The organism is Hymenobacter sp. YC55, from assembly GCF_029433095.1.
Classification (GTDB): Bacteria; Bacteroidota; Bacteroidia; order Cytophagales; family Hymenobacteraceae; genus Hymenobacter.
Window position 1 is genome coordinate 3,073,364 of sequence record NZ_JARNTX010000001.1, and the last position, 19,690, is coordinate 3,093,053.

General features: G+C 55.9%; 18 protein-coding genes. 9 read left to right on the forward strand and 9 right to left on the reverse strand.

The window, feature by feature from the left end; genetic code table 11:
• Window positions 1–163 precede the first annotated feature (163 nt).
• On the reverse strand, window positions 164–2,329 hold the full coding sequence (locus tag P1X16_RS12730) for a DUF748 domain-containing protein (RefSeq protein ID WP_277229265.1): 2,166 nt from the start codon (window positions 2,327–2,329) through the stop codon (window positions 164–166).
• A gap of 238 nt (window positions 2,330–2,567) precedes the next feature.
• On the opposite strand from P1X16_RS12730, the gene P1X16_RS12735 reads away from it, so the two are divergent.
• The 3 genes from P1X16_RS12735 (at window position 2,568) to P1X16_RS12745 (ending at window position 4,544) form a co-directional block, all read left to right on the forward strand.
• Window positions 2,568–3,125, forward strand: coding sequence for a DUF1572 family protein (locus P1X16_RS12735; RefSeq protein WP_277229266.1), 558 nt, complete (start codon window positions 2,568–2,570; stop codon window positions 3,123–3,125).
• 199 nt (window positions 3,126–3,324) lie between these two features.
• Complete coding sequence (locus tag P1X16_RS12740) at window positions 3,325–3,891, forward strand: 2'-5' RNA ligase family protein (RefSeq protein ID WP_277229267.1); 567 nt, start codon at window positions 3,325–3,327, stop codon at window positions 3,889–3,891.
• 188 nt (window positions 3,892–4,079) lie between these two features.
• The gene (locus P1X16_RS12745) at window positions 4,080–4,544 is read left to right on the forward strand and encodes a hypothetical protein (RefSeq protein ID WP_277229268.1); all 465 of its coding nucleotides are present in this window, start codon (window positions 4,080–4,082) and stop codon (window positions 4,542–4,544) included.
• A 146-nt stretch (window positions 4,545–4,690) separates the two neighbouring features.
• Here P1X16_RS12745 and P1X16_RS12750 read toward each other — a convergent pair whose 3' ends face one another.
• The 3 genes from P1X16_RS12750 to P1X16_RS12760 all read right to left on the reverse strand — a co-directional run bounded on the left by P1X16_RS12750 (window position 4,691) and on the right by P1X16_RS12760 (window position 6,766).
• On the reverse strand, window positions 4,691–5,452 hold the full coding sequence (locus P1X16_RS12750) for an SDR family oxidoreductase (RefSeq protein ID WP_277229269.1): 762 nt from the start codon (window positions 5,450–5,452) through the stop codon (window positions 4,691–4,693).
• Between the two features lie 190 nt (window positions 5,453–5,642).
• The gene (locus tag P1X16_RS12755) at window positions 5,643–6,227 is read right to left on the reverse strand and encodes a hypothetical protein (protein WP_277229270.1); all 585 of its coding nucleotides are present in this window, start codon (window positions 6,225–6,227) and stop codon (window positions 5,643–5,645) included.
• A gap of 110 nt (window positions 6,228–6,337) precedes the next feature.
• A complete protein-coding gene (locus tag P1X16_RS12760; protein WP_277229271.1) occupies window positions 6,338–6,766 on the reverse strand; it encodes an AraC family transcriptional regulator in 429 nt (142 codons plus the stop codon).
• A 103-nt stretch (window positions 6,767–6,869) separates the two neighbouring features.
• On the opposite strand from P1X16_RS12760, the gene P1X16_RS12765 reads away from it, so the two are divergent.
• From P1X16_RS12765 to P1X16_RS12775, 3 genes are all read left to right on the forward strand, one after another.
• Window positions 6,870–7,772, forward strand: coding sequence for a helix-turn-helix domain-containing protein (locus P1X16_RS12765; RefSeq protein WP_277229272.1), 903 nt, complete (start codon window positions 6,870–6,872; stop codon window positions 7,770–7,772).
• An 82-nt stretch (window positions 7,773–7,854) separates the two neighbouring features.
• The gene (locus P1X16_RS12770) at window positions 7,855–8,694 is read left to right on the forward strand and encodes an oxidoreductase (RefSeq protein ID WP_277229273.1); all 840 of its coding nucleotides are present in this window, start codon (window positions 7,855–7,857) and stop codon (window positions 8,692–8,694) included.
• 199 nt (window positions 8,695–8,893) lie between these two features.
• On the forward strand, window positions 8,894–9,742 hold the full coding sequence (locus tag P1X16_RS12775; RefSeq protein WP_277229274.1) for an SDR family oxidoreductase: 849 nt from the start codon (window positions 8,894–8,896) through the stop codon (window positions 9,740–9,742).
• Between the two features lie 106 nt (window positions 9,743–9,848).
• On the opposite strand, the gene P1X16_RS12780 is transcribed toward P1X16_RS12775, so the two are convergent.
• Window positions 9,849–10,184, reverse strand: coding sequence for a hypothetical protein (locus P1X16_RS12780; RefSeq protein WP_277229275.1), 336 nt, complete (start codon window positions 10,182–10,184; stop codon window positions 9,849–9,851).
• Window positions 10,185–10,555: 371 nt separating this feature from the next.
• Here P1X16_RS12780 and P1X16_RS12785 point away from each other — a divergent pair, with 371 nt between their 5' ends.
• The 3 genes from P1X16_RS12785 to P1X16_RS12795 all read left to right on the forward strand — a co-directional run bounded on the left by P1X16_RS12785 (window position 10,556) and on the right by P1X16_RS12795 (window position 13,196).
• Window positions 10,556–11,218 (forward strand): hypothetical protein, encoded by a 663-nt coding sequence (locus P1X16_RS12785; RefSeq protein WP_277229276.1) that lies wholly within the window; start codon window positions 10,556–10,558, stop codon window positions 11,216–11,218.
• A 166-nt stretch (window positions 11,219–11,384) separates the two neighbouring features.
• Window positions 11,385–12,080: an ATP-grasp domain-containing protein gene (locus P1X16_RS12790; RefSeq protein WP_277229277.1), complete on the forward strand. Its 696-nt coding sequence runs from the start codon at window positions 11,385–11,387 to the stop codon at window positions 12,078–12,080.
• Between the two features lie 177 nt (window positions 12,081–12,257).
• Entirely contained in the window at window positions 12,258–13,196 is a 939-nt protein-coding gene (locus tag P1X16_RS12795) for a DUF3667 domain-containing protein (protein ID WP_277229278.1), read from the forward strand.
• An 82-nt stretch (window positions 13,197–13,278) separates the two neighbouring features.
• Here the strand turns inward: P1X16_RS12795 and P1X16_RS12800 are convergent, their stop codons facing one another.
• The 4 genes from P1X16_RS12800 to P1X16_RS12815 form a co-directional block, all read right to left on the reverse strand.
• Complete coding sequence (locus tag P1X16_RS12800; protein ID WP_277229279.1) at window positions 13,279–14,250, reverse strand: deoxyhypusine synthase family protein; 972 nt, start codon at window positions 14,248–14,250, stop codon at window positions 13,279–13,281.
• A 134-nt stretch (window positions 14,251–14,384) separates the two neighbouring features.
• Window positions 14,385–14,921 (reverse strand): ATP-dependent protease subunit HslV, encoded by a 537-nt coding sequence (gene hslV / locus P1X16_RS12805; RefSeq protein WP_277229280.1) that lies wholly within the window; start codon window positions 14,919–14,921, stop codon window positions 14,385–14,387.
• Window positions 14,922–15,102: 181 nt separating this feature from the next.
• A complete protein-coding gene (locus P1X16_RS12810) occupies window positions 15,103–17,631 on the reverse strand; it encodes a TonB-dependent receptor (protein WP_277229281.1) in 2,529 nt (842 codons plus the stop codon).
• Between the two features lie 185 nt (window positions 17,632–17,816).
• Window positions 17,817–19,547 carry a pyruvate dehydrogenase complex dihydrolipoamide acetyltransferase gene (locus tag P1X16_RS12815; protein ID WP_277229282.1) on the reverse strand — a complete coding sequence of 577 codons (1,731 nt, stop codon included), beginning with the start codon at window positions 19,545–19,547 and terminating at the stop codon, window positions 17,817–17,819.
• Window positions 19,548–19,690 lie beyond the last annotated feature (143 nt).

Here is a 19,690-nt window from a genome sequence, read left to right on the forward strand (position 1 = left end):
AGGCTTGCTTTCGAACGGATGTGCCAAGGGGGACTTAAAACAGCCATAAGAAACTAGGTAGGCTTGCAACCGAGGGCGTTTAAAACTGAACAGTACATAAAGCAACAACTACTGTAATTGTTCAGCTTGCGCCCATGAGTATGGTAGGAGCCCGTGCACTCCCCTATTCCATTTCACTCAGCTTTTTGGCTAGTCCCTCGGGCACGCCCGCGCTGTTGAGCATGCCGCTTACCAGTCCCTGCCGCCACAGCGAGAACACCGAGTAGCGCAATTCCCGACGCGAGTTCACCTTTCCCGGCTTCAGTTCCTCGCCTGGCTTGCGGGGGTTGTTGTCACGCAGGAAGACTCCGTTGACCACCGATGTTTCGAGGCGGTGCAGGATGCCGGGGCGGTTTTCGCGGTTTAGCAGCTGCAGCTTGAGGTCGTGGTACTCAGCCCACAGCGTGCCTTGTGCCTTTTGGCGGTTGAGCTGCATTTGAAAACGCATCTGTTCAATTTGCCCGCTGCGCAGGCGTAGGCCGCGGGTTGGGAGGATCATGGGGTTGAGTATGGCTAACGGAACGCCTGCGAAACGGCCACTAATGGTATGGACACCGCTGGGGTCGAGCACATTGGCCCGCAGGCTGAGTTGCGCAGCGCCTAGTTGCTGTACCCGGCCCGTTACTTGCCCGGTCATGGGATGGGCAGTGCTCATGCGGCGTGGGTTGTTGCTGACGTTGGAAAGTACGCCGTTGAGTTGCTGCATGGCCATTACGCCGGGCTGGGCACTTCGGGGTGAACGGTAGCTCATTCGGATGCCTAAGTCGGTGAAGCGTACTTGGCGCACGTCTACCCGAAACGGTAACCGCCCAATGGCATCGGGCGTCGCCACCGACTGGTTGGGGTTAAGAGGAAATCGGCCGTCACTTTCGGTTAGTACCCATGCCTTCCTGACTTCGAACTGCTGCGCCAACAGATCACCTTTTTCCAGCAGCGCTTCTATATCGAGCCCGCTCACTCGCATCTGCGGCACGCGTACCCGCACGTGCGCCGACTGGTGCCCCTTGCCGCGCGCCAATGCCGCCACCGACATAGTGGGCGCCATGGCTACGTTCGTGAGCTCTAACTGGCGGCGGCGGGTGTCAGCGCTTATGGCTTGCAGCGCCAAGCGGTAATACGGGGCATCGAGGGCAAGGCGCGCTTGGCCGGTGCGTAGGGTCCAGGCACGGGCGTAGAAGAGTTGGCCTTGGATGTCGGGTTGCAAGTGAATGTTGGTGCCCGTGAGGTTTACGCCTCGCACCGCCGGCGCCAACTCTAGCCCCATCAACTGCATCTTGGCGTTGGTGACGCGGAACTGCCGCAGCCGGAAGCTAGGCAGATACGGTGCCACCACCTTGTGCAAGGGTGGCGGCGGTACGCCTGGCATGGTTGCCAGCAGGCGCAGCCCCGCCAGGTGCAAGTCATCGGCCAGAAAGCGGCCCCGTGGCAAGCCAGCAGCTTGTAGCCCGGTAAGTACAAGGTGGGGCAGGGTTATGTCGGCGCGGGCATTGCGGGTGCGTTGGTTGCTGATGGCTTGCAGCGGCACGAGGCGCACAGAATCGAGGGTGAGGCGCTGGCTAGCGGAAGAGAATCCGCCGTGTTGCAGCCGTACCACGTGGCCTGGTAGTCGCGCCAGCACAGTGCGCACGTCCGCTGATAGTGCCGCCGCATACCCAAGCCGGGTGGTGTCGGCCGCACCGGCGGCGCTTAGGTATACATCGTGGGCTATGAGGGTGGCTTGCTCTACCTGTGCCTGGGTTTGCTGGGGGTTGCCGTAACGTGCTTTCAGGCGTTGTAGCGCCAGATAGCCGACGCGCAGGCCTGGCAGCCCGAGCGGCAGGCGCTGGTAGAGTGGTTGCGTTACCCTGTCCTTCGGAGTAGGCGGCATCTCTCCTAGCTGTAGCTGTACTCCTGTTAGCAGTAGGCTGTCCAGCGGTACCTCCTGCCGGCGCAGGGCCGCTACTACTCCTATTCCGGCTACGCGCAGCCGGGCTACATCAAGCGAAAGGCCGGGCAGTTGGGTTGAGCCCGATTTTGCACCAGCAACTGAGCGCAGATGCACGCCCCGGAGCACCACCGTACGCGACCAAAGGTGCGTGCGTAGGTCTTCAATTACCAAATGGTATTGGCCCTGGCTGGCTTTGGCTGTCTGTTTTTCCAGCGTTCGGCGCAGCCAAGGGTCGAGCATAGACAGGGCAATAGTGAGTACCACCAGCAACGTCACCGCTATCCAAAGCCCTGCCCGCAGCCACGGCTTTGGGCCGGACGAGCGGGCAACTTCGCGGACAGGGGGAAGAGAGGAGTCTATCACGATTCAGTGTTGGCATGCGCATACGAAAGACAAGCGCGTTTTGGTTGGACTACAGACTGAATACAGTCGAGCTACGCGACTAAGCGCCGCCGAGCCTACCTCGCATTACGTCTCGCTTGGCTATCTTCACTACTACGTGCTTCGGGGCTCTTCCCATGCGCATCCTACCACGCGCTCCATCAATAGCTGCCTAGTACGTTCGAGCCTGATAGACCGATAACTTCTTAAGCCAGCCGCCATGTCCGATACTGCCCAGCTTGCCGAAACTCTTCTTGCCTCGTTCCGCCATAGCTTCCGAAGCTACAAATCATTGGCTGACCGGGCCCTGGCGCAACTTTCGCCGGTTGATTGGCTGCACGTGCCTGCCCCCGAGTGCAACAGCATTGCCGTCATTGTGCAGCACATGGTGGGCAACCTCAACTCCCGCTTCACTCAGTTTTTTACCTCCGATGGGGAAAAGCCCAACCGCCAGCGCGACAAAGAATTCATAGAGCCTACCTCGCTGGAAACTGTAGCTACGCTGCAAACCCAATGGGCCGAGGCCTGGCTGCTGCTCTTCGACTTGCTCGATGCCCTGCAACCCACCGATTTACTTCGCACCGTCAGGATTCGTGGCGAAGCGTATACCGTGCTAGCAGCCATACAGCGGCAGGTAATGCACTACGCCTACCACGTGGGGCAGATTGTAGTGCAGGCCAAAGCACTGCGCGGCGCGGAGTGGCAAACGCTTAGTATTCCGCGTGGGCAGAGCGAACAATTCACGCAGCAGATGCAAAACGCTTCCAACCAAGTGTGAGTGTTTCGAGTTAAAGAGCAGGCTGAGAGCCTGGCCAGTAGCTAGGGTAGCAGACGCAACGTGTATTTCTCTTCTTCGGGACTCAGTAACTTGATCCTTGCATCCAAACGGCGGCCCATTATCTTGCCGCACGCAGCAGACTGGAGAACCGCTCCGTTTCACGTTCCACCTTGTTCTCGAACTTGCTTTTGAAGCGCCAATGCTTGCCATAACCTCCCTGCTAAATCCGCAGAACGCCGAGCGGATTAACCGCATTATCAAAAGCCTGGAAACGGAATTTGGGCTCGACGATGTGCAGGCCACGGCCGATCCGCACATTACGTACCAACTGGCAGGCGTGCGCAAGCTCTCGGCCCTCAACCAGGTGCTGCGCGATGTAGCTCGCCACACCTCCCCTTTTGTGGTGCATACCACCGGCTTGGGCCTGTTTCCGGGACCCAATCCGGTTATCTATATTCCGGTGCTGCGCTCCAACGAGCTCAACCACTTGCACCAGCGCATTCTGCAAGCTACCAAGCCCCTTTGCCTGCGCACCGACAAGTTCAGCGGACCCGACTGCTGGCTCCCTCATATTTCGCTGGCCCTGCACGACACCACGCCCGAGCTGCTCGGTCCCGTGCTGCAATACCTCAACCAGGAGACCTTCAACCTCAAGATTAGCATCAACAACATCACCATTCTGCGGCAGGAAAACGAGTTGTTTGTGCGTGAGAAGTGCTTCACACTGGAAGGCCACAAACACAATAAGGCGCCTCTGCTGTTTTAGCGTTCGGCCTCGGTTCAATCAAGCGGAATACCAAGCAAGCTTCTGCTAGGTTGCCGACATACCAACGCGCCCGGTTTGGCGGCATGCCCTAGCCGACACCGATATTTTTCCTGCGCCTGGGCAGCTCAACCAAGTTGGTTGCAATCCGTGATTTACCTTTACCGCTTCCAACAACCATTCTCTCGCTTATGTACTCTGCTGTACTTATTCTACACTCCTGGTCGCGCTGGCTGGTGGTCGTTTTCGGTTTGATTGCCCTTTTCCGGGCCTTTGGAGGCTGGCAGGGCCGCCGGGCGTGGGTAGGCGCCGACAATGGCATGGGTGCTGCCTTCGTGGGCTCGATGCACCTACAACTGCTGCTAGGCCTGATTCTGTATCTGGGCTTGAGCCCCTACGGACTGAAGGCATTTGAAACGGCCGGTGGAGCAGTCATGAAAGACCCAGTGGGTCGCTTCTGGGGCGTCGAGCACATTGCCACTATGATTTTAGCAGTAGTTGCGGCGCAAATTGGTCGTACTCTTTCCAAGAAAGCCACTGACCCAGTGCTAAAGCACAAGAAAGCCTTCACTTGGTTTCTAATAGCGCTGATCTTGGTTCTCCTAATGATTCCGTGGGGCATCTGGAACCCGGCTCGCCCGCTGTTCCGCTTCTAAGCGCCCCCTGCTACTAGCTAGCTCGCTTACCATAAAAAAGCCCTCATCTTCTACGGATGAGGGCTTTTTTATGGTTAAGAAAGTAATGCACTATGCCGCCAGCTGCCACTACTGACTCTGCGACAGTACGCAGCTTCAACGTAAGCTTACAGTGAATACCCACCCGATGCCTCAATGCGCTGCGCATTCACCCAGCGGGCAGCGTCGGAGCACAGAAAAGCTACTACGCTCCCAATATCATCGGGCTCCCCGATGCGGCCCAGGGCTGTTTGGGAAGACATATATTGCTCGAGTTCTGGATGCGCCTCCCGAGCCGCCGCCGTGAAGTCGGTTTTGATGATGCCCGGAGCCACCACGTTGGCCCGAATGCCCCGGCTGCCTAGTTCCTTGGCCATATACTTTGTCAGAACTTCCACCGCGCCTTTCATAGAGGCGTAGGCCGAATACCCCGGCGTAGTGAAGCGAGCCAAACCCGTAGAGAAGTTCACGATGCCGCCCCCATCGGCTAGCAACGATAGTAGTGCCTGCGTCAGGAAGTAGACGCCCTTGAAGTGCACGTTCATCAGGTTGTCGAAGGCCTCTTCCGTCGTTTCTGGGAAAAGAGCACTGGAATCAATACCCGCATTATTGACGAGGTAATCGAAGGTGTTGCGGCTCCAGGTTTGCTGCAAGTGCTGCGTAACCACTTCAACAAACGCCGGAAACGTAGCAACTTTGCTGGTATCCAGTGGCAGAGCTACGGCTTTACGGCCAAGGGCTTCTATCTGAGCTACTACGTCGTGGGCTTCCGCCTCTTTGGTGCGGTACGTGATGATGAGGTCATGGCCGGCCTCAGCCAGTTTCAGGGCGCTGTTTTTGCCGAGGCCGCGGCTCCCGCCGGTTACCAGGGCTATCTTGTTTGTGCTCATGCTTACAGGGATTAAGATAACAGCACAAAGGTGGTGCCCCCACTCACCGTTTGCATGGTGACAGCTTCAGTTTAAATGGTGACAGTTTCCGTTTTTGTCTCGTAAACGCCCGTTTAACTGCTGCTTTTACAAATACATACCCATAGCGTATTTTTCTACTACTGTTTGGAAAAGGATATTGCTAACCTTTCTATTTGGATTCAAATACTATATCATAGTCATGAGCTGTGGCAAATAAGGGAACTATACCCCATGCTAGCTTTTTAATTTTCGCTACTTGATGCACTTGAGCTAGCAGCTCTTGTAGCCGTAAAACCACTAATAGTTCGGCTAGGTCACGCGCTTCCTCCAATTCATCAGGCTCCTCCTCATCCATATAAGCTTCAAATGCTTCTTGCATTAGCTCGAAACCGGTTAATACAAAAGGCTGATGTGTCGCCATATCTTCCTTCCAATCTGCGAGCCAATCTACATCTTCACTTGTACCAGCCTCTTCATAAGCAAATCCATCAATGTACCATTGATCAGTATTGATGTCGAACCCGTTCATCTCGAAGTACAGGGCATGCACAGGCCGCTTCTGCGAGACTTCACTGTAGAAGCTATCAATCCAGTTGACTACCTCTTCGCTCTGATGAAGCAAATTGGACCCAAGTATAGGATGAAAATACGTTTCGTCTAAACCTCTGAGCTTTAATTCTGCTTGATCAATAGCTTGTTTTAAGTTGCCTGATTTAACATAGGCACCTGCATGGTCAAAAAGATCAGAATTCACTGTTTAGAAATATTTAATGAAAAGCTCAAGGTACTACTGAATTAGCATGAGCCGATTTAGTAATTAAAAACGTACTTCTAATTTATCGTTCGCACTCATTATTCGCCATATTAAATAGCGTTAGAGGAGGTACTTCCAACAAAGCCAGTATGGCGCTCCGCCCATACTTGTTCCCGGTACTGTTTGGGCGTGCAGCCTTCAAAGTGCTTGAAGAACTTGGTGAAGTTGGAAGGGTCGTAGGTGAGATTAGCGGCAATGTCGGCTACAGACCGGTTGGTGTCGCGTAGGAGTTGTCGGGACACGTCCATGATGCGCGCCTCAAAATAGTAACACGGCGAGTTGCCCGTAGTGAGCTTAATGGTGTTGCTAAGGTGCGTGGGATGAATGTGCAGTTGGTCGGCAAAGTCTCTGATTTCCAGCATTTCGGTGGCGCGGCCGGCCACCACATCGGCTAGGTGCTGGTCCACGGCGCGCAAAAAATCGGCGGTTATTTCGTGCTGGCGGGCCAGCAGTTTCTTGGGGATGGTTGTCGTGGGCATAAGCAGGCTGATAGAGCTAGAGAAACCAAGGTAGCGGGTTGTAGGTTAGATACCAGCAAAGCAATAGGAAGTTGCTATAGTTTGAATTGCGTAACTTTGGTTTATGTCTAAGCCAATCAGCCTCGAAGAATTCTACCAAACCAAAATCCACTGGATGCCCGAAAACCTGAAGCAGGATATCGGCCACTTCAACGTGTTTCGGCTCGATGATTTCGTGGGGCCCAAAGCCAGCCACCTGCCCTATAGTCGCAAAGACTTCTACAAAATCACGCTCGTTACGGGCCGCAGCAACTACCACTTTGCCGACAAGACGGTGGAAGTTCGGGGCAACGCGCTGCTGTTTGCCAACCCCATGGTACCCTATGATTGGGAGCCGCTCGACGATCAGCAAACGGGCTACTTCTGCATCTTCACGGAGGCCTTCTTACAACGTCCATTGAACGCCAGCATGCTCGATTTGCCGATGTTCAAACCTGGCGGTCAACCGCTTTACTCGTTGAACGACAAGCAGCTAGCAGAATGCAAGCTGCTGTTCGAGAAAATGTTTGTTGAATTAGAGTCCAGTTACACGTTCAAGTACGACTTGCTGCGCGCGTATGTGTTGGAGCTGGTGCACAGTGCCATGAAGCTGCAACCCGCGGCCACGCTCTACCAGGACAGCAGCGCCGCTACGCGCATTGCTTCGCTGTTTACGGAGCTCCTGGAGCGCCAATTCCCGATTGAGTCGCCGGGGCAGCAAGTGCGGCTGCGCAACGCCAACGCCTTTGCCGGGCAATTGGCCGTGCATGTCAACCACCTGAACCGGGCGCTGAAAGAAGTAACCGGCAAAACCACTTCCCAGCTTATTGCCGACCGCCTTGTGCAGGAAGCCCACGCTTTGTTGAAGCACACCGCCTGGAACGTATCGGAGATAAGCTATTCGCTGGGCTTCGAGGAACCGGCCCACTTCAGCAACTTTTTCAAGAAACGAGCGGGCACTACGCCATCGGCCATACGCACTGTTTGATTTTTGCAAGCATTGGTTTGATTGCGGTAAGCACCTAGGCTCCTAACTGCTCTAGTTTTGCACTGTACAAACAGAGCAAGCTATGAACAACCCCAAAATTTGGTTTGTCACCGGCGCTTCGCAAGGCCTTGGCCTTACGCTGGTGAAACGGCTGCTGCGCGAAGGCCACCACGTAGCGGCCACTTCCCGCAAGCAGGCCAGCCTCGTGCAGGCAGTAGGCACTGCCTCCCCTGCTTTTCTGCCTCTGCAAATCGATCTGGCCGATGAAGCAAGTGTGCAGCAGGGCATTGAGCAAGCTATCCGCACCTTTGGCCGCATAGATGTGGTAGTCAACAATGCGGGCTACGGCATTGGCGGCAGCATCGAAGAACTAACCGACGCAGAAACGCGCCAAGCCTTCGACGTGAATGTGTTCGGGGCACTCAACGTCATTCGGAAAGCGCTGCCGCATCTGCGCGAGGCGGGTGCGGGCCACATCATTAATATTTCCTCTATTGCGGGTATCAGCGCGGCCACTGGCTGGGCTATTTATGCGGCCACCAAGTTTGCCATGGAAGGCTTCTCGGAAGTGCTGGCGCAAGACGTAGCCTCGTTTGGGATTAAGGTAACTGTAGTGGCGCCGGGCGCCTTCCGCACCAACTTCCTCACGCCTGAGTCTTTAAGTTTGCCGCAGCAGCCTATTGCAGCTTATGAAACTGTGCGCGCCTCGCACGAAAAATACCTAGCCATGAACGGTGCGCAGATTGGCGACCCGGAAAAAGCTGCCGCCGCCATCATTCAAGTTACCTCCGAAGCTAATCCGCCGCTGCATCTGCTGCTCGGCCCAGATGCTTACCGGCGAGCCACGCAGAAGCTCGAAACCTTCGGACGGGAGATGCAGGCGTGGCAAGCCCTTACCGTCTCCACTGAATTTGCGGAGTAGCAGCACACAAGCTTAGAAAAGTGGCGCTACCTCTGGCGCTGGGTAAATCTGACTTTTTGCTTTCCGCGTACGGTAAAAAGCAGTCCCAACCGTCTCTACCCCTACTTGCTCACTTTTCAATTGCTTTTTCTTATGCTCTACTTATTCGGAAGCTTAGCCTTACACGATTCTCTTTCTTACAACGAAACCTATCAAGAGCATGAATTCCAAGAACATCTGGTTCGTGACCGGCGCCTCGAAGGGCCTAGGTCTGACCTTGGTACAACAGCTACTGGCCCATGGCTACTCGGTGGCGGCGACCTCCCGCAACCTGGAGGAACTGAAACAAGCCGTGCCGCCTAGTGACGGTCGGTTCTTACCCCTGCACATGGACCTCGGCAACGAGGAAAGCGTGCAACAAGCCATAGCCACCACCATCAGCACCCTCGGCGGGCTTGATGTAGTAGTGAACAATGCAGGCTACGGGCAGCTCGGCGCCATAGAAGAGCTTTCCGACCAAGAGTCCCGCAAAAACTTTGACGTTAACGTGTTTGGCTTGCTGCATGTGCTGCGCCAAGCCACGCCTCACCTGCGGCAGCAGGGCGCGGGCCGCGTCTTCAATATCTCTTCCGTGGGAGGCTTCACGGGCAATTTTCCCGGTTGGGGCATCTACTGCGCTACCAAGTTTGCCGTTGCAGGCCTTACCGAATCGTACGCGGCCGAGGTGCAGGAATTTGGGGTGCAGGCCAGCGTGGTATATCCCGGCTATTTCCGTACTGATTTCCTGACGGGTGGTTCGTTGGGTACGCCCCAGCACCCGATACACGAGTACCAGGCCGTGCGCGACTCCCAGGCCAGCCACCAGCAGCAAATCAACGGCAATCAACCCGGCGACCCGGAAAAAGCTGCTGCCCTCCTGATTCAGATGAGCGAAACCGAACAGCAACCGCTCCACCTGTTCTTGGGCGCAGATGCCTACCAGCTAGCCGAGCAGAAGATAGCCGCCGTGCAGCAGGATAAGCAGCAGTGGCAAGAACAGGCTACCGCCACCAATTTCGTGGAAGCGTAGTGTCTCCTAGCCAACAGACAAAAGCCCGTCACTGTGCACAGTGGCGGGCTTTTGTCTGTTGGCCAGAAGGTGGTGCGTAAGGTGTATCAGCCCTTAACTGCTCGTGCTAGTACGGGTTCATCAACAGAAATAGCAGATTATGATAGACGATACCTTGCTCGCCATCGTGGATACCGTCGAGGCCAGCATCTTCCATGAGGACCTCCACTTCCTCATAATCCTGCAGAAACTCCATTTCGATTTCGTCGGAGTCGGGAAGTTGGGTGTACAAGAGGTAGCGGCGCTTTCTCTCCAAGGTGATGTACAGTTTCTGGTGCTTGGTTTGGGCTACCAGCAAGGCATCACACGGCTCCATATCCTCACCGTCGGGGGTTTGGACATAGATGGTGGTTTTCTCGGTTTCGGGCGTGTACTGGAAAAAGCTGGCGGAGTCGAGGCTCATAGCTGAAAGGCAATGGTGGCATGCCAAGCAAAGGTAGCGGGGACTACTAAGCAACAGGGTATACGGCAGCTTTATCTTCTTTTCGATTTCTGGAAAACACTGGCCGAAGATTTGCTATAAAACAAATTGCCTGATATCCTGAAGATTGCACATTAGCAATGAATATTGCGGGGTAGCTATGCAACCTTCTACCAGATTCTCGGCTCTACACCGTGGCACCTTAGCCGCACTATATAGCAGTCAACAGCTACATGTTTAACAAGTACAAACTTTTTCTTTTTCCCTCTCTCCTTTTATCAACGCTACTTATTAGCAGTTGTGAGAAACCAGCAGCGCCTGAGCCAGATTCGGGTATTAGCGGCCGTGTGTGGATGAGTGCAACGGAGGCCAAGGCCGGACCAGGGCACCAGCTGCGTCTCAATTTTCATGATGATCATCAGTATCAGTGCGCTAACTACAACCTTACTACCGGCTACAGACTAGACGAAAAGCAGCTAAATTTCACCTTTAGTGGAGTTACAGAACCCAATGGCGTCTGCACCACGTCCACCGGCCCTGCCAACTCATCCGTTGATATTTCCGAGTTGGCTACTGGCACCTACACGCTGCAGTTGAAGGTGGGCAACAAAAGCACCATGGGCGTGCTAGAGCTACAGGATGACTACCTCATCTTGCGCAGCAATGACCCGGACGTTGTGGAAGTGTCTACGCCCGAGTTGCGGTTTCAGCCCCCCCATATCATTTGGGGATACGCCACTACCTCCCTTCCTCCAACGGAAGTATCGGCAAGGGTGCTGCGCGACTCTCTACTGCAACTCGGCGCTACTCCGCTCACCCTGACCCCAGGTACCTACCCGCAATTCACCATCACTGAATATGGTTTCCTAAAACCACCGCAGGTTCCAGCGGGAACGAGGGCGCTGGTTTTCCTAGCCAACTATCAGGGTCCGGCTGAACGAATCCAGGCTTTTGTTGAGCGCACCAACGCCGCCACTCCCGGCCTGAAACTGTGGCTAAATACTTCGGGAATCTAAGTCTAGCCACTAACGACATACAAAAAAGCCTCCCGCACACACAGGGAGGCTTTTTTGTTGGCGCATGACCCTATAAATACGGCAAGCACAGCGCATATGCATACTTTGGTGTGGTTGAGTTTAGTAAGGCCTATTCTCTTTGTTCAAAACAATACTTCTGTCATTAATGCGTGCTTATATCAAGCAAGACGGTTCCGGTGAATGGGACAATACCAACTGTTATGCCGCGGCTGATGGGTTCAAGCAAATGGGTTGGGAAGTTATTCTGTTTGAGAAGCTCACGGAGCTACCACACGACGACCCAGCTGACATCGTTGTGAGCCATGTTGATGATGTAGAAGATGCCTTGCGGGCCTTGAACTGCTCCGTGCCACCCGTACTCGATTATCCAGAAAGTCTGCAGCCTTTTCTGGGCCGGCGCATGTGGCAATCAACCATTAATGCCATTGCTGCCGACCCTACCCAGTGGCCCGTATTTGTAAAGCCCGTGTTGGCCCGCAAGAAATTTACAGGAGTGCTCGTTCGGCACTTCCGCGACTTAATAGGCTGCGGCGACCAAGCCGAAAATACGCCCGTATGGTGTGCCGAGCCGGTACGTTTCCTTGCGGAGTGGCGCTGCTTTGTGCGCTACGGTGAAGTGCTAGCAGTTCAACCCTACCGAGGCGACTGGCGCGTGCAGTTCAATCCTGCTGTAGTGGAAGCGGCCGTTGCTGCTTACCAAGATGCGCCAAAGGCTTACGCCCTAGATATTGGCGTTACTGACCAAGGCACTACCCTGGTGGTAGAAATGAACGAAGGCTATTCCATCGGCAGCTATGGATTGCCTCCTTTGCGCTACGCCAAATTCCTCAGCGCACGTTAGGCCGAACTAACCAACACCAATGACGCCTGCAATTTCTAGTTTCATTGTACGCCGCTTTGCATAGATGAGCTTGCAATAGCAAGTAAAAAATCCCGCTGCTGATTTCAGGGGCGGGATTTTTTACTTGCTATTGTGCTTTAAGTAACTTTAATTCAAACACATTCACTCACATCGGCTATGCATCCAACTTCTACCGTACCCATTGCTCTCGACCCTAAACTAGCCCACTCGGTACATAGTGCAGCTCTAGACACCACTGTACACCACGTCCCCACGGCCTGCCTGAATTGCAATACGCTGGTGTCTGACCGATTCTGCGGGCACTGTGGGCAGGATGCGCATCATACGCACCGCCTCACCCTGAAGGACATGCCCCACGACATCCTCCACTCCATCTGGCACGTGGACAAGGGCATTCTGTATACGCTTAAATGCATGGTGCTTCGGCCCGGCCCCACCATCCAGGCCTACTTGGCGGGCAAGCGCGTCGACCATTTCCGGCCCTTATCGCTGCTATTCATGGTGACGGGTCTGTATGCCCTGCTGCACTCGGTGCTGCACATAGAGATGGTGATGCCCAGAGACTCCAACATGCCGGAGGCCGTGTATCAGATGCAGAAAACGTCTATGACGTTCATGATGAAGTACCTGAGTTGGTTTTATGTGGCTTCGGTGCCGGTATGGGCGCTGTTTGCACGCTGGTTTTTGCGGCGCAGCGGCTACAACTACGCCGAGTGCCTCATTATTGCCGCCTTCATTATTGCCATCTGCAACTTTTTTGCCGTGCTGTTTCTGCCGGTGCTGTACTGGGCCAGTGGCACGCCCCAGTATTACACGGTTAGCCTGTGGTTTGTGGTGCCGGTGGTGGCCTACTCTACCTGGGCCTACAGCAGCGTGCTGGCCCACACCACCCTGGGCCTAGCCCGCCGTCTGTGGTGCGGCTTCATGGCATTTGCCCTAGGCTATGTAGTGACCTTTTTGGTCTTTGTCATCACCATGTACGCCGCCAACTGGTCGACATTTGTGGCCGCCATGAAGCAGCAAAAGCAGCAGAAGCAGGAAATGCAGAAGCAGGCCCGCGGCGCCCGCCCCGCCACTCCAACGCGGGTCCGCTAGACCAAGGCTACCTGCTCAAACGCAGAAACGCCCGCCGCTGAAGCTTCAGCGGCGGGCGTTTTACTTATTGCGTTGACAGCAATTATTGCCCCAGCACCATAGCAAATACCAGCGGCGCTACAATGGTAGCATCCGACTCGATGATGAATTTGGGCGTGTCTTGACCCAGCTTGCCCCAGGTAATTTTCTCGTTCGGTACAGCACCGGAGTACGAACCATACGAAGTAGTGGAATCCGAAATCTGGCAGAAATAGCCCCACAGCGGCACGCTGGTGCGCTGCAAATCTTGGTGCAACATGGGCACTACACAGATGGGGAAGTCGCCGGCAATGCCGCCGCCAATCTGGAAGAAGCCTACTTTGCTTTCTTCGGTGGCTTGCTCGGTGTACCACTCGGCCAAGTAAATCATGTACTCGATGCCGGTGCGCACGGTGTGCACGTTCTTGATGTCACCCGAGATGACGTGACCCGCGAAGATGTTGCCCAGGGTGGAGTCTTCCCAACCGGGGCAGATGATCGGCAGGTTTTTCTCGGCGGCAGCCAGCATCCAGCTGTCCTTCGGGTCGATCTGGTAGTATTGCTCCAGCTCACCCGAGCGCAGAATCTGGTAGAAGAACTCGTGGGGGAAGTACCGCTCGCCGGCCTTATCGGCCTGCTCCCAGAACTTCAGCACCGAGTGCTCCAAACGGCGCATGGCCTCTTCTTCGGGAATACAGGTGTCAGTTACGCGGTTCATGTGGCGCTCCAGCAGGGCTTGCTCGTCGGCAGCCGTTAGGTCGCGGTAATGCGGTACCCGCTCGTAGAAGTCGTGGGCTACCAGGTTGAAGATATCTTCTTCCAAGTTGGCACCGGTGCAGCTGATGATTTGCACCTTGTCCTGCCGAATCAGCTCGGCCAACTGGATGCCCATTTCGGCGGTGCTCATGGCGCCAGCCAGCGTTATCATCATCTTGCCCCCTTCGGCGAGGTGCTTGTTGTAGCCTTCGGCGGCATCAATCAGAGCAGCAGCGTTGAAGTGGCGGTAATGGTGCTTGAGGAAGTTTGTTACGTTCATCGAATCGTAGGTTCAGTAATTGTGGGTGTGCGGAATACAATCAAATTGCAGCGTGGAATCGTTCAATATTTGAATGGTATATCGAAGATTCTGAATAGCGCACAATTGCGCCTGGGTTGCTTGCAAATACAGCCTTAGACCGGCTGCTCAATCATTAAATTGTGGTTGGTGTAGATGCAGATGTCGGCGGCAATGTGCAGAGCATCTTCCACCATTTGGCGCGCCGTCAGGTGCGGGGCGTGCTTCTTGAGGGCCAGCGCGGCGGCTTGGGCATACATGGCGCCCGAGCCGATGGCGGCCACTTCGGAATCGGGTTCGAGCACGTCGCCGGAGCCGGCAATGATGAGCAGTTCGTCACGGTCGGCTACCACCATCATGGCTTCGAGCTTGCGCAGGTACTGGTCTTTGCGCCACTCCTTGGCTAGCTCAATAGCGGCGCGGCGCAGGTTGCCGCCGTAGCCGTTGAGCTTCTCCTCGAACTTGTCGAGCAGCATGAAGGCGTCGGCCGTGGAGCCGGCAAAACCAGTCACGACTTTGCCATCCTGGAGCTTGCGGACCTTGCGCACGTTGCTTTTCGCTACGTGCTTATCCATTGTCGCCTGACCGTCGGCGCCGAGGGCAACTTCGCCATTGTGGCGTACACCGAGTACGGTAGTGGAGCGAATTCTCATGTCTAGTTTATCAGTTTGGGTTTGGCAGCAGCTGGAAAATACCAGTCATCCTAACGAATATTCCGCGTATAAAGCGGAGAGACCTTATCCCCATTGAACAAGTCGTTGGTACGACAGTCGTTCCGTGGGAATAAGGTCCTTCCTTCGTCAGGATGACAGATGATTCTTGGCTGGCACCTGCTTAGAAACGGGCCTGCAATTTAGCAAAGTAAAACCGGCCGTTCGAGCCCATCTGCACCGGATCCCAAGCGCCACCGGTTTCGGTGACCTGCGGGTTGAAGAACGTGGGGTATTTATTGAACAGGTTGGAACTGCCCACCGACAGCTGCAAATGGTCGGTGAGGGCGTAGCTGAGCGAAAGGTCGGTGGTGGTACGCGGCGTGTATACCTGCTCTTCGCCGTCGTAGTCAATCAGCGTCACCTCGGCGAAACGCACAAACCGCAGAAGCGCCCCAAAGCGGCCCATCTGATAATCGAAGGTGAGGTTGATTTTGGACGGCGGGGCCGAGGCCTTCACGAAGGCTTGCTCGCGCGGACCGAAAAAGTCGTCTTCACGCCCGGCCAGCCGGCCCGAAGTCTGCACCCGGTCGATGCGCAGGCGGTTGAAGTTGGCGGCTAGTATGGAATTCAGGCGGCCGCTGCCGAGTGTAAGCGTGTGGCTCAATACGGCATCCAACCCCAACGACTTGGTGGAAGCGGCATTGGCAAAGAACTGCGCCTGCCCTACGTTCAGGGCCTGCAAGTCGGCGCCGATTACGGGGTCCTCCGAAGAAAACTGACTGGTCAGTACCACCCGGTCGTCGATCTTGATGTAATAGCCGTCCAGGGTCAAACTCAACGACGAACCCAACCGACTAGTTAAGCCAATATTGGCGCTGTTCGAGGTTTCCTGTTTGAGTCTTGGAATGCCTAGTTTCTGCGTGACGGCGCTGTTATTGCGGGCCAGCAGCACTTCCACGGGCTGCCCACCAATGAAGTTGGTGAAAGTGGAGTTGAAGTTGACTTGCGCCAGCGAAGGCGCCCGGAAACCGGTACTGTAGGTGCCGCGCAGCGTCAGAAACTCAGTCAGGTTGTAGCGGGTAGCTACTTTGAAGTTGAGGGTGCTCCCGAAGTCGCTGTAGTGTTCGTAGCGCAGGGCGGCGGCCAGTAGCCAGCGTTGCGTTACGCTTAGCTCGGTATCCACGTAGGCGCCTATGTTGCTGCGCTTGGCTTTAATGGCATCGGTAGGCTGAAAGCCGGGGAAGCCTTGTGAGCCAGCCGCTTTTCTGAGCGAGTCAGGCGTACCGGCCGGGTCGTAGTTGCGGTAGGAAGCCTCTTCGCCGGCAAACAACGAGTACCATTCCCGCCGATACTCTGCCCCAACGGCCACGTTCAAGCCTTGCAGTACGGTTTTGTAGTTGCGGGTAGCGCTAAGCCCTATCACATCCTGCTGCAACTGGAAACCACCCGCATCAAACGACGTCGGTGAGCTAGCGCCCAACGAAGCGTTGAGCGTGTTGCGCACGCCGTACTCGAACCGGTTGGAACCGAAGTTGTTGCTCAGGTCCAGGTCCCAGTCGCCGGCTAGCAGGCGCAAGCCCACCACCGCCGAACCATCCCAAATATCGCTGGTAATAATGGGGTCGTAGCCATTGGGATAGATGGACGGCACGTTGCGGTCATCGTCGGCAAAGCGCGTCCAAGCATAAGCGTCGCCGCCGCGTTTGTTTACTCCCCCAAAGGTGTAGATGTGGGCTTTGTTGCTTAGCGGAAATTTGGCGTTGACATAAGCCGCCGCGTTTTTCACCTCCGGGTCGCCGTATTGGCGGCGGGCAATGCCATCCTCGGCGGGTACGTTAGCGCGCTGCGTGTGCTCGCGCTGGTTGTAGTCGAGGGTGGCGTTTACGAAGCCGCCGTTCTGCCCCACCCCAACGCCGTAGTTGACGTTGGCATTGAAATTACCGCCATCAAAATTCTTGTCGTCGAAGCGGTACTTGGCGTCGTAGGCGCCATAGTTGGTGCTTACGGTCAGCTCGTTCACACTCTTCTTGAGCACGATGTTGATAACGCCAGCAATGGCGTCGGAGCCGTACTGAGCAGCCGCCCCATCGCGCAGAATCTCGATCCGCTCGATACTGGCTGCCGGAATCACGTTCAGGTCGGTGCCGGTGTTGCCCCGGCCCCGCGAGCCAAACAAGTTCACGAGCGCCGACTGGTGCTGCCGCTTGCCGTTCACCAGTACCAGGGTTTGGTCGGGGCCGAGGCCGCGCAGAGTGGCCGGGTCTACGTGGTCGGCACCGTCGGAGCCGGTTTGGCGGTTGGAGTTGAAGGACGGTGCCACGAATTGCAGCAACTGGTTTACATCGAGCTGGCCGGTTTTGGCCGTCACCTCCCGAATGTCGATTACGTCGACCGGCGAGGGTGAATCGGTAACGGAGCGGTTCTGGCTGCGCGAGCCTACTACTTGCACGGCGTCGAGGCTGGTGCTAGCCTCGGCTAAGCGTATGGTTACCGCACCGCCACTGGCGCTTACTTCCTGGCTAGCAAACCCGATGGAGCTTACCACTAGTTTTGGCGACTGGGAGCGGGCACGGAGCGTAAAGCGGCCATCGGCGCCCGTGCCCGTACCATTGTTGGTGCCTTTCTCGACAACCGTGGCGCCTACTACCGGCTTACCGGCCGCGTCGAGCACCTGCCCCGTTAGCGCCTGGCCTTGCCCTACAGCAGCCATACTCGTCAAGCACATAAGTGCGATTGGTACAAAGTGTTTCATAGCGTGATTATGAATGAAGTGAAAGTTTGGTAGTGCAGGTAAGCAGGGCAGGAAAACATATTAATTTCTCAAGAAAGTGAATAAATAAAAAAACCAGCCCTTGCAGGCTGGTTTTTTAGAATGCATGTACTGTCGACCTTTTATCAGATCAGCATGCGCATGGGGTCTTCGAGCAAGCTTTTCAGCGTTTGCAGGAAGGCGGCACCGGTAGCACCGTCTACTACGCGGTGGTCGCAGCTGAGCGTTACTTTCATGATGTTGCCGATAGTCAGCGCACCATCTTTCACCACAGCGGTTTGCTTGATGCCACCCACAGCCAGGATGCACGCATCCGGTGGGTTGATGATGGCGGTGAATTCGTCGATGCCGAACATGCCTAGGTTCGAGATGGTGAAGGTGCTTCCCTCCCACTCGGCGGGTTGCAGCTTCTTGCTCTTCGCCTTTCCGGCTAGTTCTTTCACTTCGGTGGCAATGGTCGAGAGGCCTTTGCCGTCGGCGTTGCGCACCACGGGCACTAGTAGGCCTTCGTCTACAGCTACCGCCACGCCAATGTTGACCACCTTGTTCTGACGAATTTTGTCGCCAAGCCACGAGGAGTTTACGGCGGGGTGCTGCTTCAGAGCTACTGCAGCGGCTTTAATCACCAAGTCGTTGAAGCTAAGCTTCACCGGCGACAGGGCGTTAAGCTGGGTGCGTACTTCCATAGCCCGGTCCATCAGAATTTCCATCGTCAGATAGAAATGCGGAGCGGTAAACAAGCTCTCGGAGAGGCGGCGGGCAATAACCTTGCGCATCTGCGACACAGGCGTGTCGGTATAGTCTTGCGAGGCAGGCGCGCTAGCGGCAGCTTGTGGTGCTGGCTGCGCGGATGGGGCCGCCGGAGCGGCCTGGGGAGCAGCAGCCGGCTGCGCAGCAGGAGTTGCAGCAGGCTGAGCTGCGGGAGCGGCGCTAGGCTGCACGCTCTCCAGGTCGCGGGAGATGATGCGGCCGTTTTCGCCAGACCCTTTGATGGTGTTCAGGTCGATGCCTTTTTCTTTGGCAATGCTCTTGGCCAGCGGCGAGGCCAGCAAACGACCACCAGCGGGTTGCTGGGTAGTGGTAGCAGCGGCGGGGGCCGTAGCAGCCGGAGCAGCCTCTTCTGGTGCTGGGGCAGCCGCCGGGGCGGCGCTACCGCCACTCTGTCCACCGAGCAGGGCTTGCACGTCGGCTCCTTCTTCGCCGATTATGGCCAGCACGCCGTCTACGGCAATAGCCTCACCGTCTTTCGGACCGATATAGAGCAGGGTGCCATCTTCGTAGTTTTCCAGCTCCATCGTGGCCTTGTCGGTTTCTACCTCGGCCAGCACGTCGCCAGACTTCACTTTGTCACCCACTTTCTTCAACCAAGAGGCAATAGTGCCTTCGGTCATGGTGTCGCTCATTTTGGGCATCCGCACCACGGTGGCTTTCTTGCCGTTGCCGGCCGGAGCCGCAGGCGCAGCCACTACAGGTGCAGAAACCGGAGTGGCCACTGGTTCTAGCGCGGGAGCCGGGGCAGCAGGGGCCTGAGGTGCAGGAGCTGCTTCGGCTTTGGGCGCCTCAGCCGCCGCAGGGGCACCGCCTTGGCCACCAGATAGCAAGCCCGAAAAGTCCTCGCCTTCTTTACCTACAATGGCCAAAATACCATCTACGGCTACCGATTCGCCTTCTTTCGGGCCGATATAGAGCAGGGTGCCATCTTCGTAGTTTTCCAGCTCCATCGTGGCCTTGTCGGTTTCTACCTCGGCCAGCACGTCGCCGGATTTTATTTTGTCGCCTACCTTCTTGAGCCAAGTAGCAATGACGCCCTCCGTCATTGTGTCGCTCATTTTGGGCATTTTTATGATTTCGGCCATCTGCTTCTGCTGTTGAAATGAGTGGGCGTCAAAATTAGCCCGAAAATCCGGCGGTGCAAACCGCTGGGCAATTAGGAAACTCAGGATTATGCATACCACCTAGCTTAAGCCAGGGTTTTGCAGCTCGAATTAGCTGATGGGCA

What these genes read in the sequence shown, in the direction of transcription:
- P1X16_RS12735 (WP_277229266.1), top strand. Translation starts at nt 2,568, where the DNA reads ATGTCCGATACTGCCCAGCTTGCCGAAACTCTTCTTGCCTCGTTCCGC.
- P1X16_RS12740 (WP_277229267.1), top strand. Translation starts at nt 3,325, where the DNA reads ATGCTTGCCATAACCTCCCTGCTAAATCCGCAGAACGCCGAGCGGATT.
- P1X16_RS12745 (WP_277229268.1), top strand. Translation starts at nt 4,080, where the DNA reads ATGTACTCTGCTGTACTTATTCTACACTCCTGGTCGCGCTGGCTGGTG.
- P1X16_RS12750 (WP_277229269.1), bottom strand. Translation starts at nt 5,452, where the DNA reads ATGAGCACAAACAAGATAGCCCTGGTAACCGGCGGGAGCCGCGGCCTC.
- P1X16_RS12760 (WP_277229271.1), bottom strand. Translation starts at nt 6,766, where the DNA reads ATGCCCACGACAACCATCCCCAAGAAACTGCTGGCCCGCCAGCACGAA.
- P1X16_RS12765 (WP_277229272.1), top strand. Translation starts at nt 6,870, where the DNA reads ATGTCTAAGCCAATCAGCCTCGAAGAATTCTACCAAACCAAAATCCAC.
- P1X16_RS12770 (WP_277229273.1), top strand. Translation starts at nt 7,855, where the DNA reads ATGAACAACCCCAAAATTTGGTTTGTCACCGGCGCTTCGCAAGGCCTT.
- P1X16_RS12775 (WP_277229274.1), top strand. Translation starts at nt 8,894, where the DNA reads ATGAATTCCAAGAACATCTGGTTCGTGACCGGCGCCTCGAAGGGCCTA.
- P1X16_RS12780 (WP_277229275.1), bottom strand. Translation starts at nt 10,184, where the DNA reads ATGAGCCTCGACTCCGCCAGCTTTTTCCAGTACACGCCCGAAACCGAG.
- P1X16_RS12785 (WP_277229276.1), top strand. Translation starts at nt 10,556, where the DNA reads ATGAGTGCAACGGAGGCCAAGGCCGGACCAGGGCACCAGCTGCGTCTC.
- P1X16_RS12790 (WP_277229277.1), top strand. Translation starts at nt 11,385, where the DNA reads ATGCGTGCTTATATCAAGCAAGACGGTTCCGGTGAATGGGACAATACC.
- P1X16_RS12795 (WP_277229278.1), top strand. Translation starts at nt 12,258, where the DNA reads ATGCATCCAACTTCTACCGTACCCATTGCTCTCGACCCTAAACTAGCC.
- P1X16_RS12800 (WP_277229279.1), bottom strand. Translation starts at nt 14,250, where the DNA reads ATGAACGTAACAAACTTCCTCAAGCACCATTACCGCCACTTCAACGCT.
- hslV (WP_277229280.1), bottom strand. Translation starts at nt 14,921, where the DNA reads ATGAGAATTCGCTCCACTACCGTACTCGGTGTACGCCACAATGGCGAA.
- P1X16_RS12810 (WP_277229281.1), bottom strand. Translation starts at nt 17,631, where the DNA reads ATGGCTGCTGTAGGGCAAGGCCAGGCGCTAACGGGGCAGGTGCTCGAC.
- P1X16_RS12815 (WP_277229282.1), bottom strand. Translation starts at nt 19,547, where the DNA reads ATGGCCGAAATCATAAAAATGCCCAAAATGAGCGACACAATGACGGAG.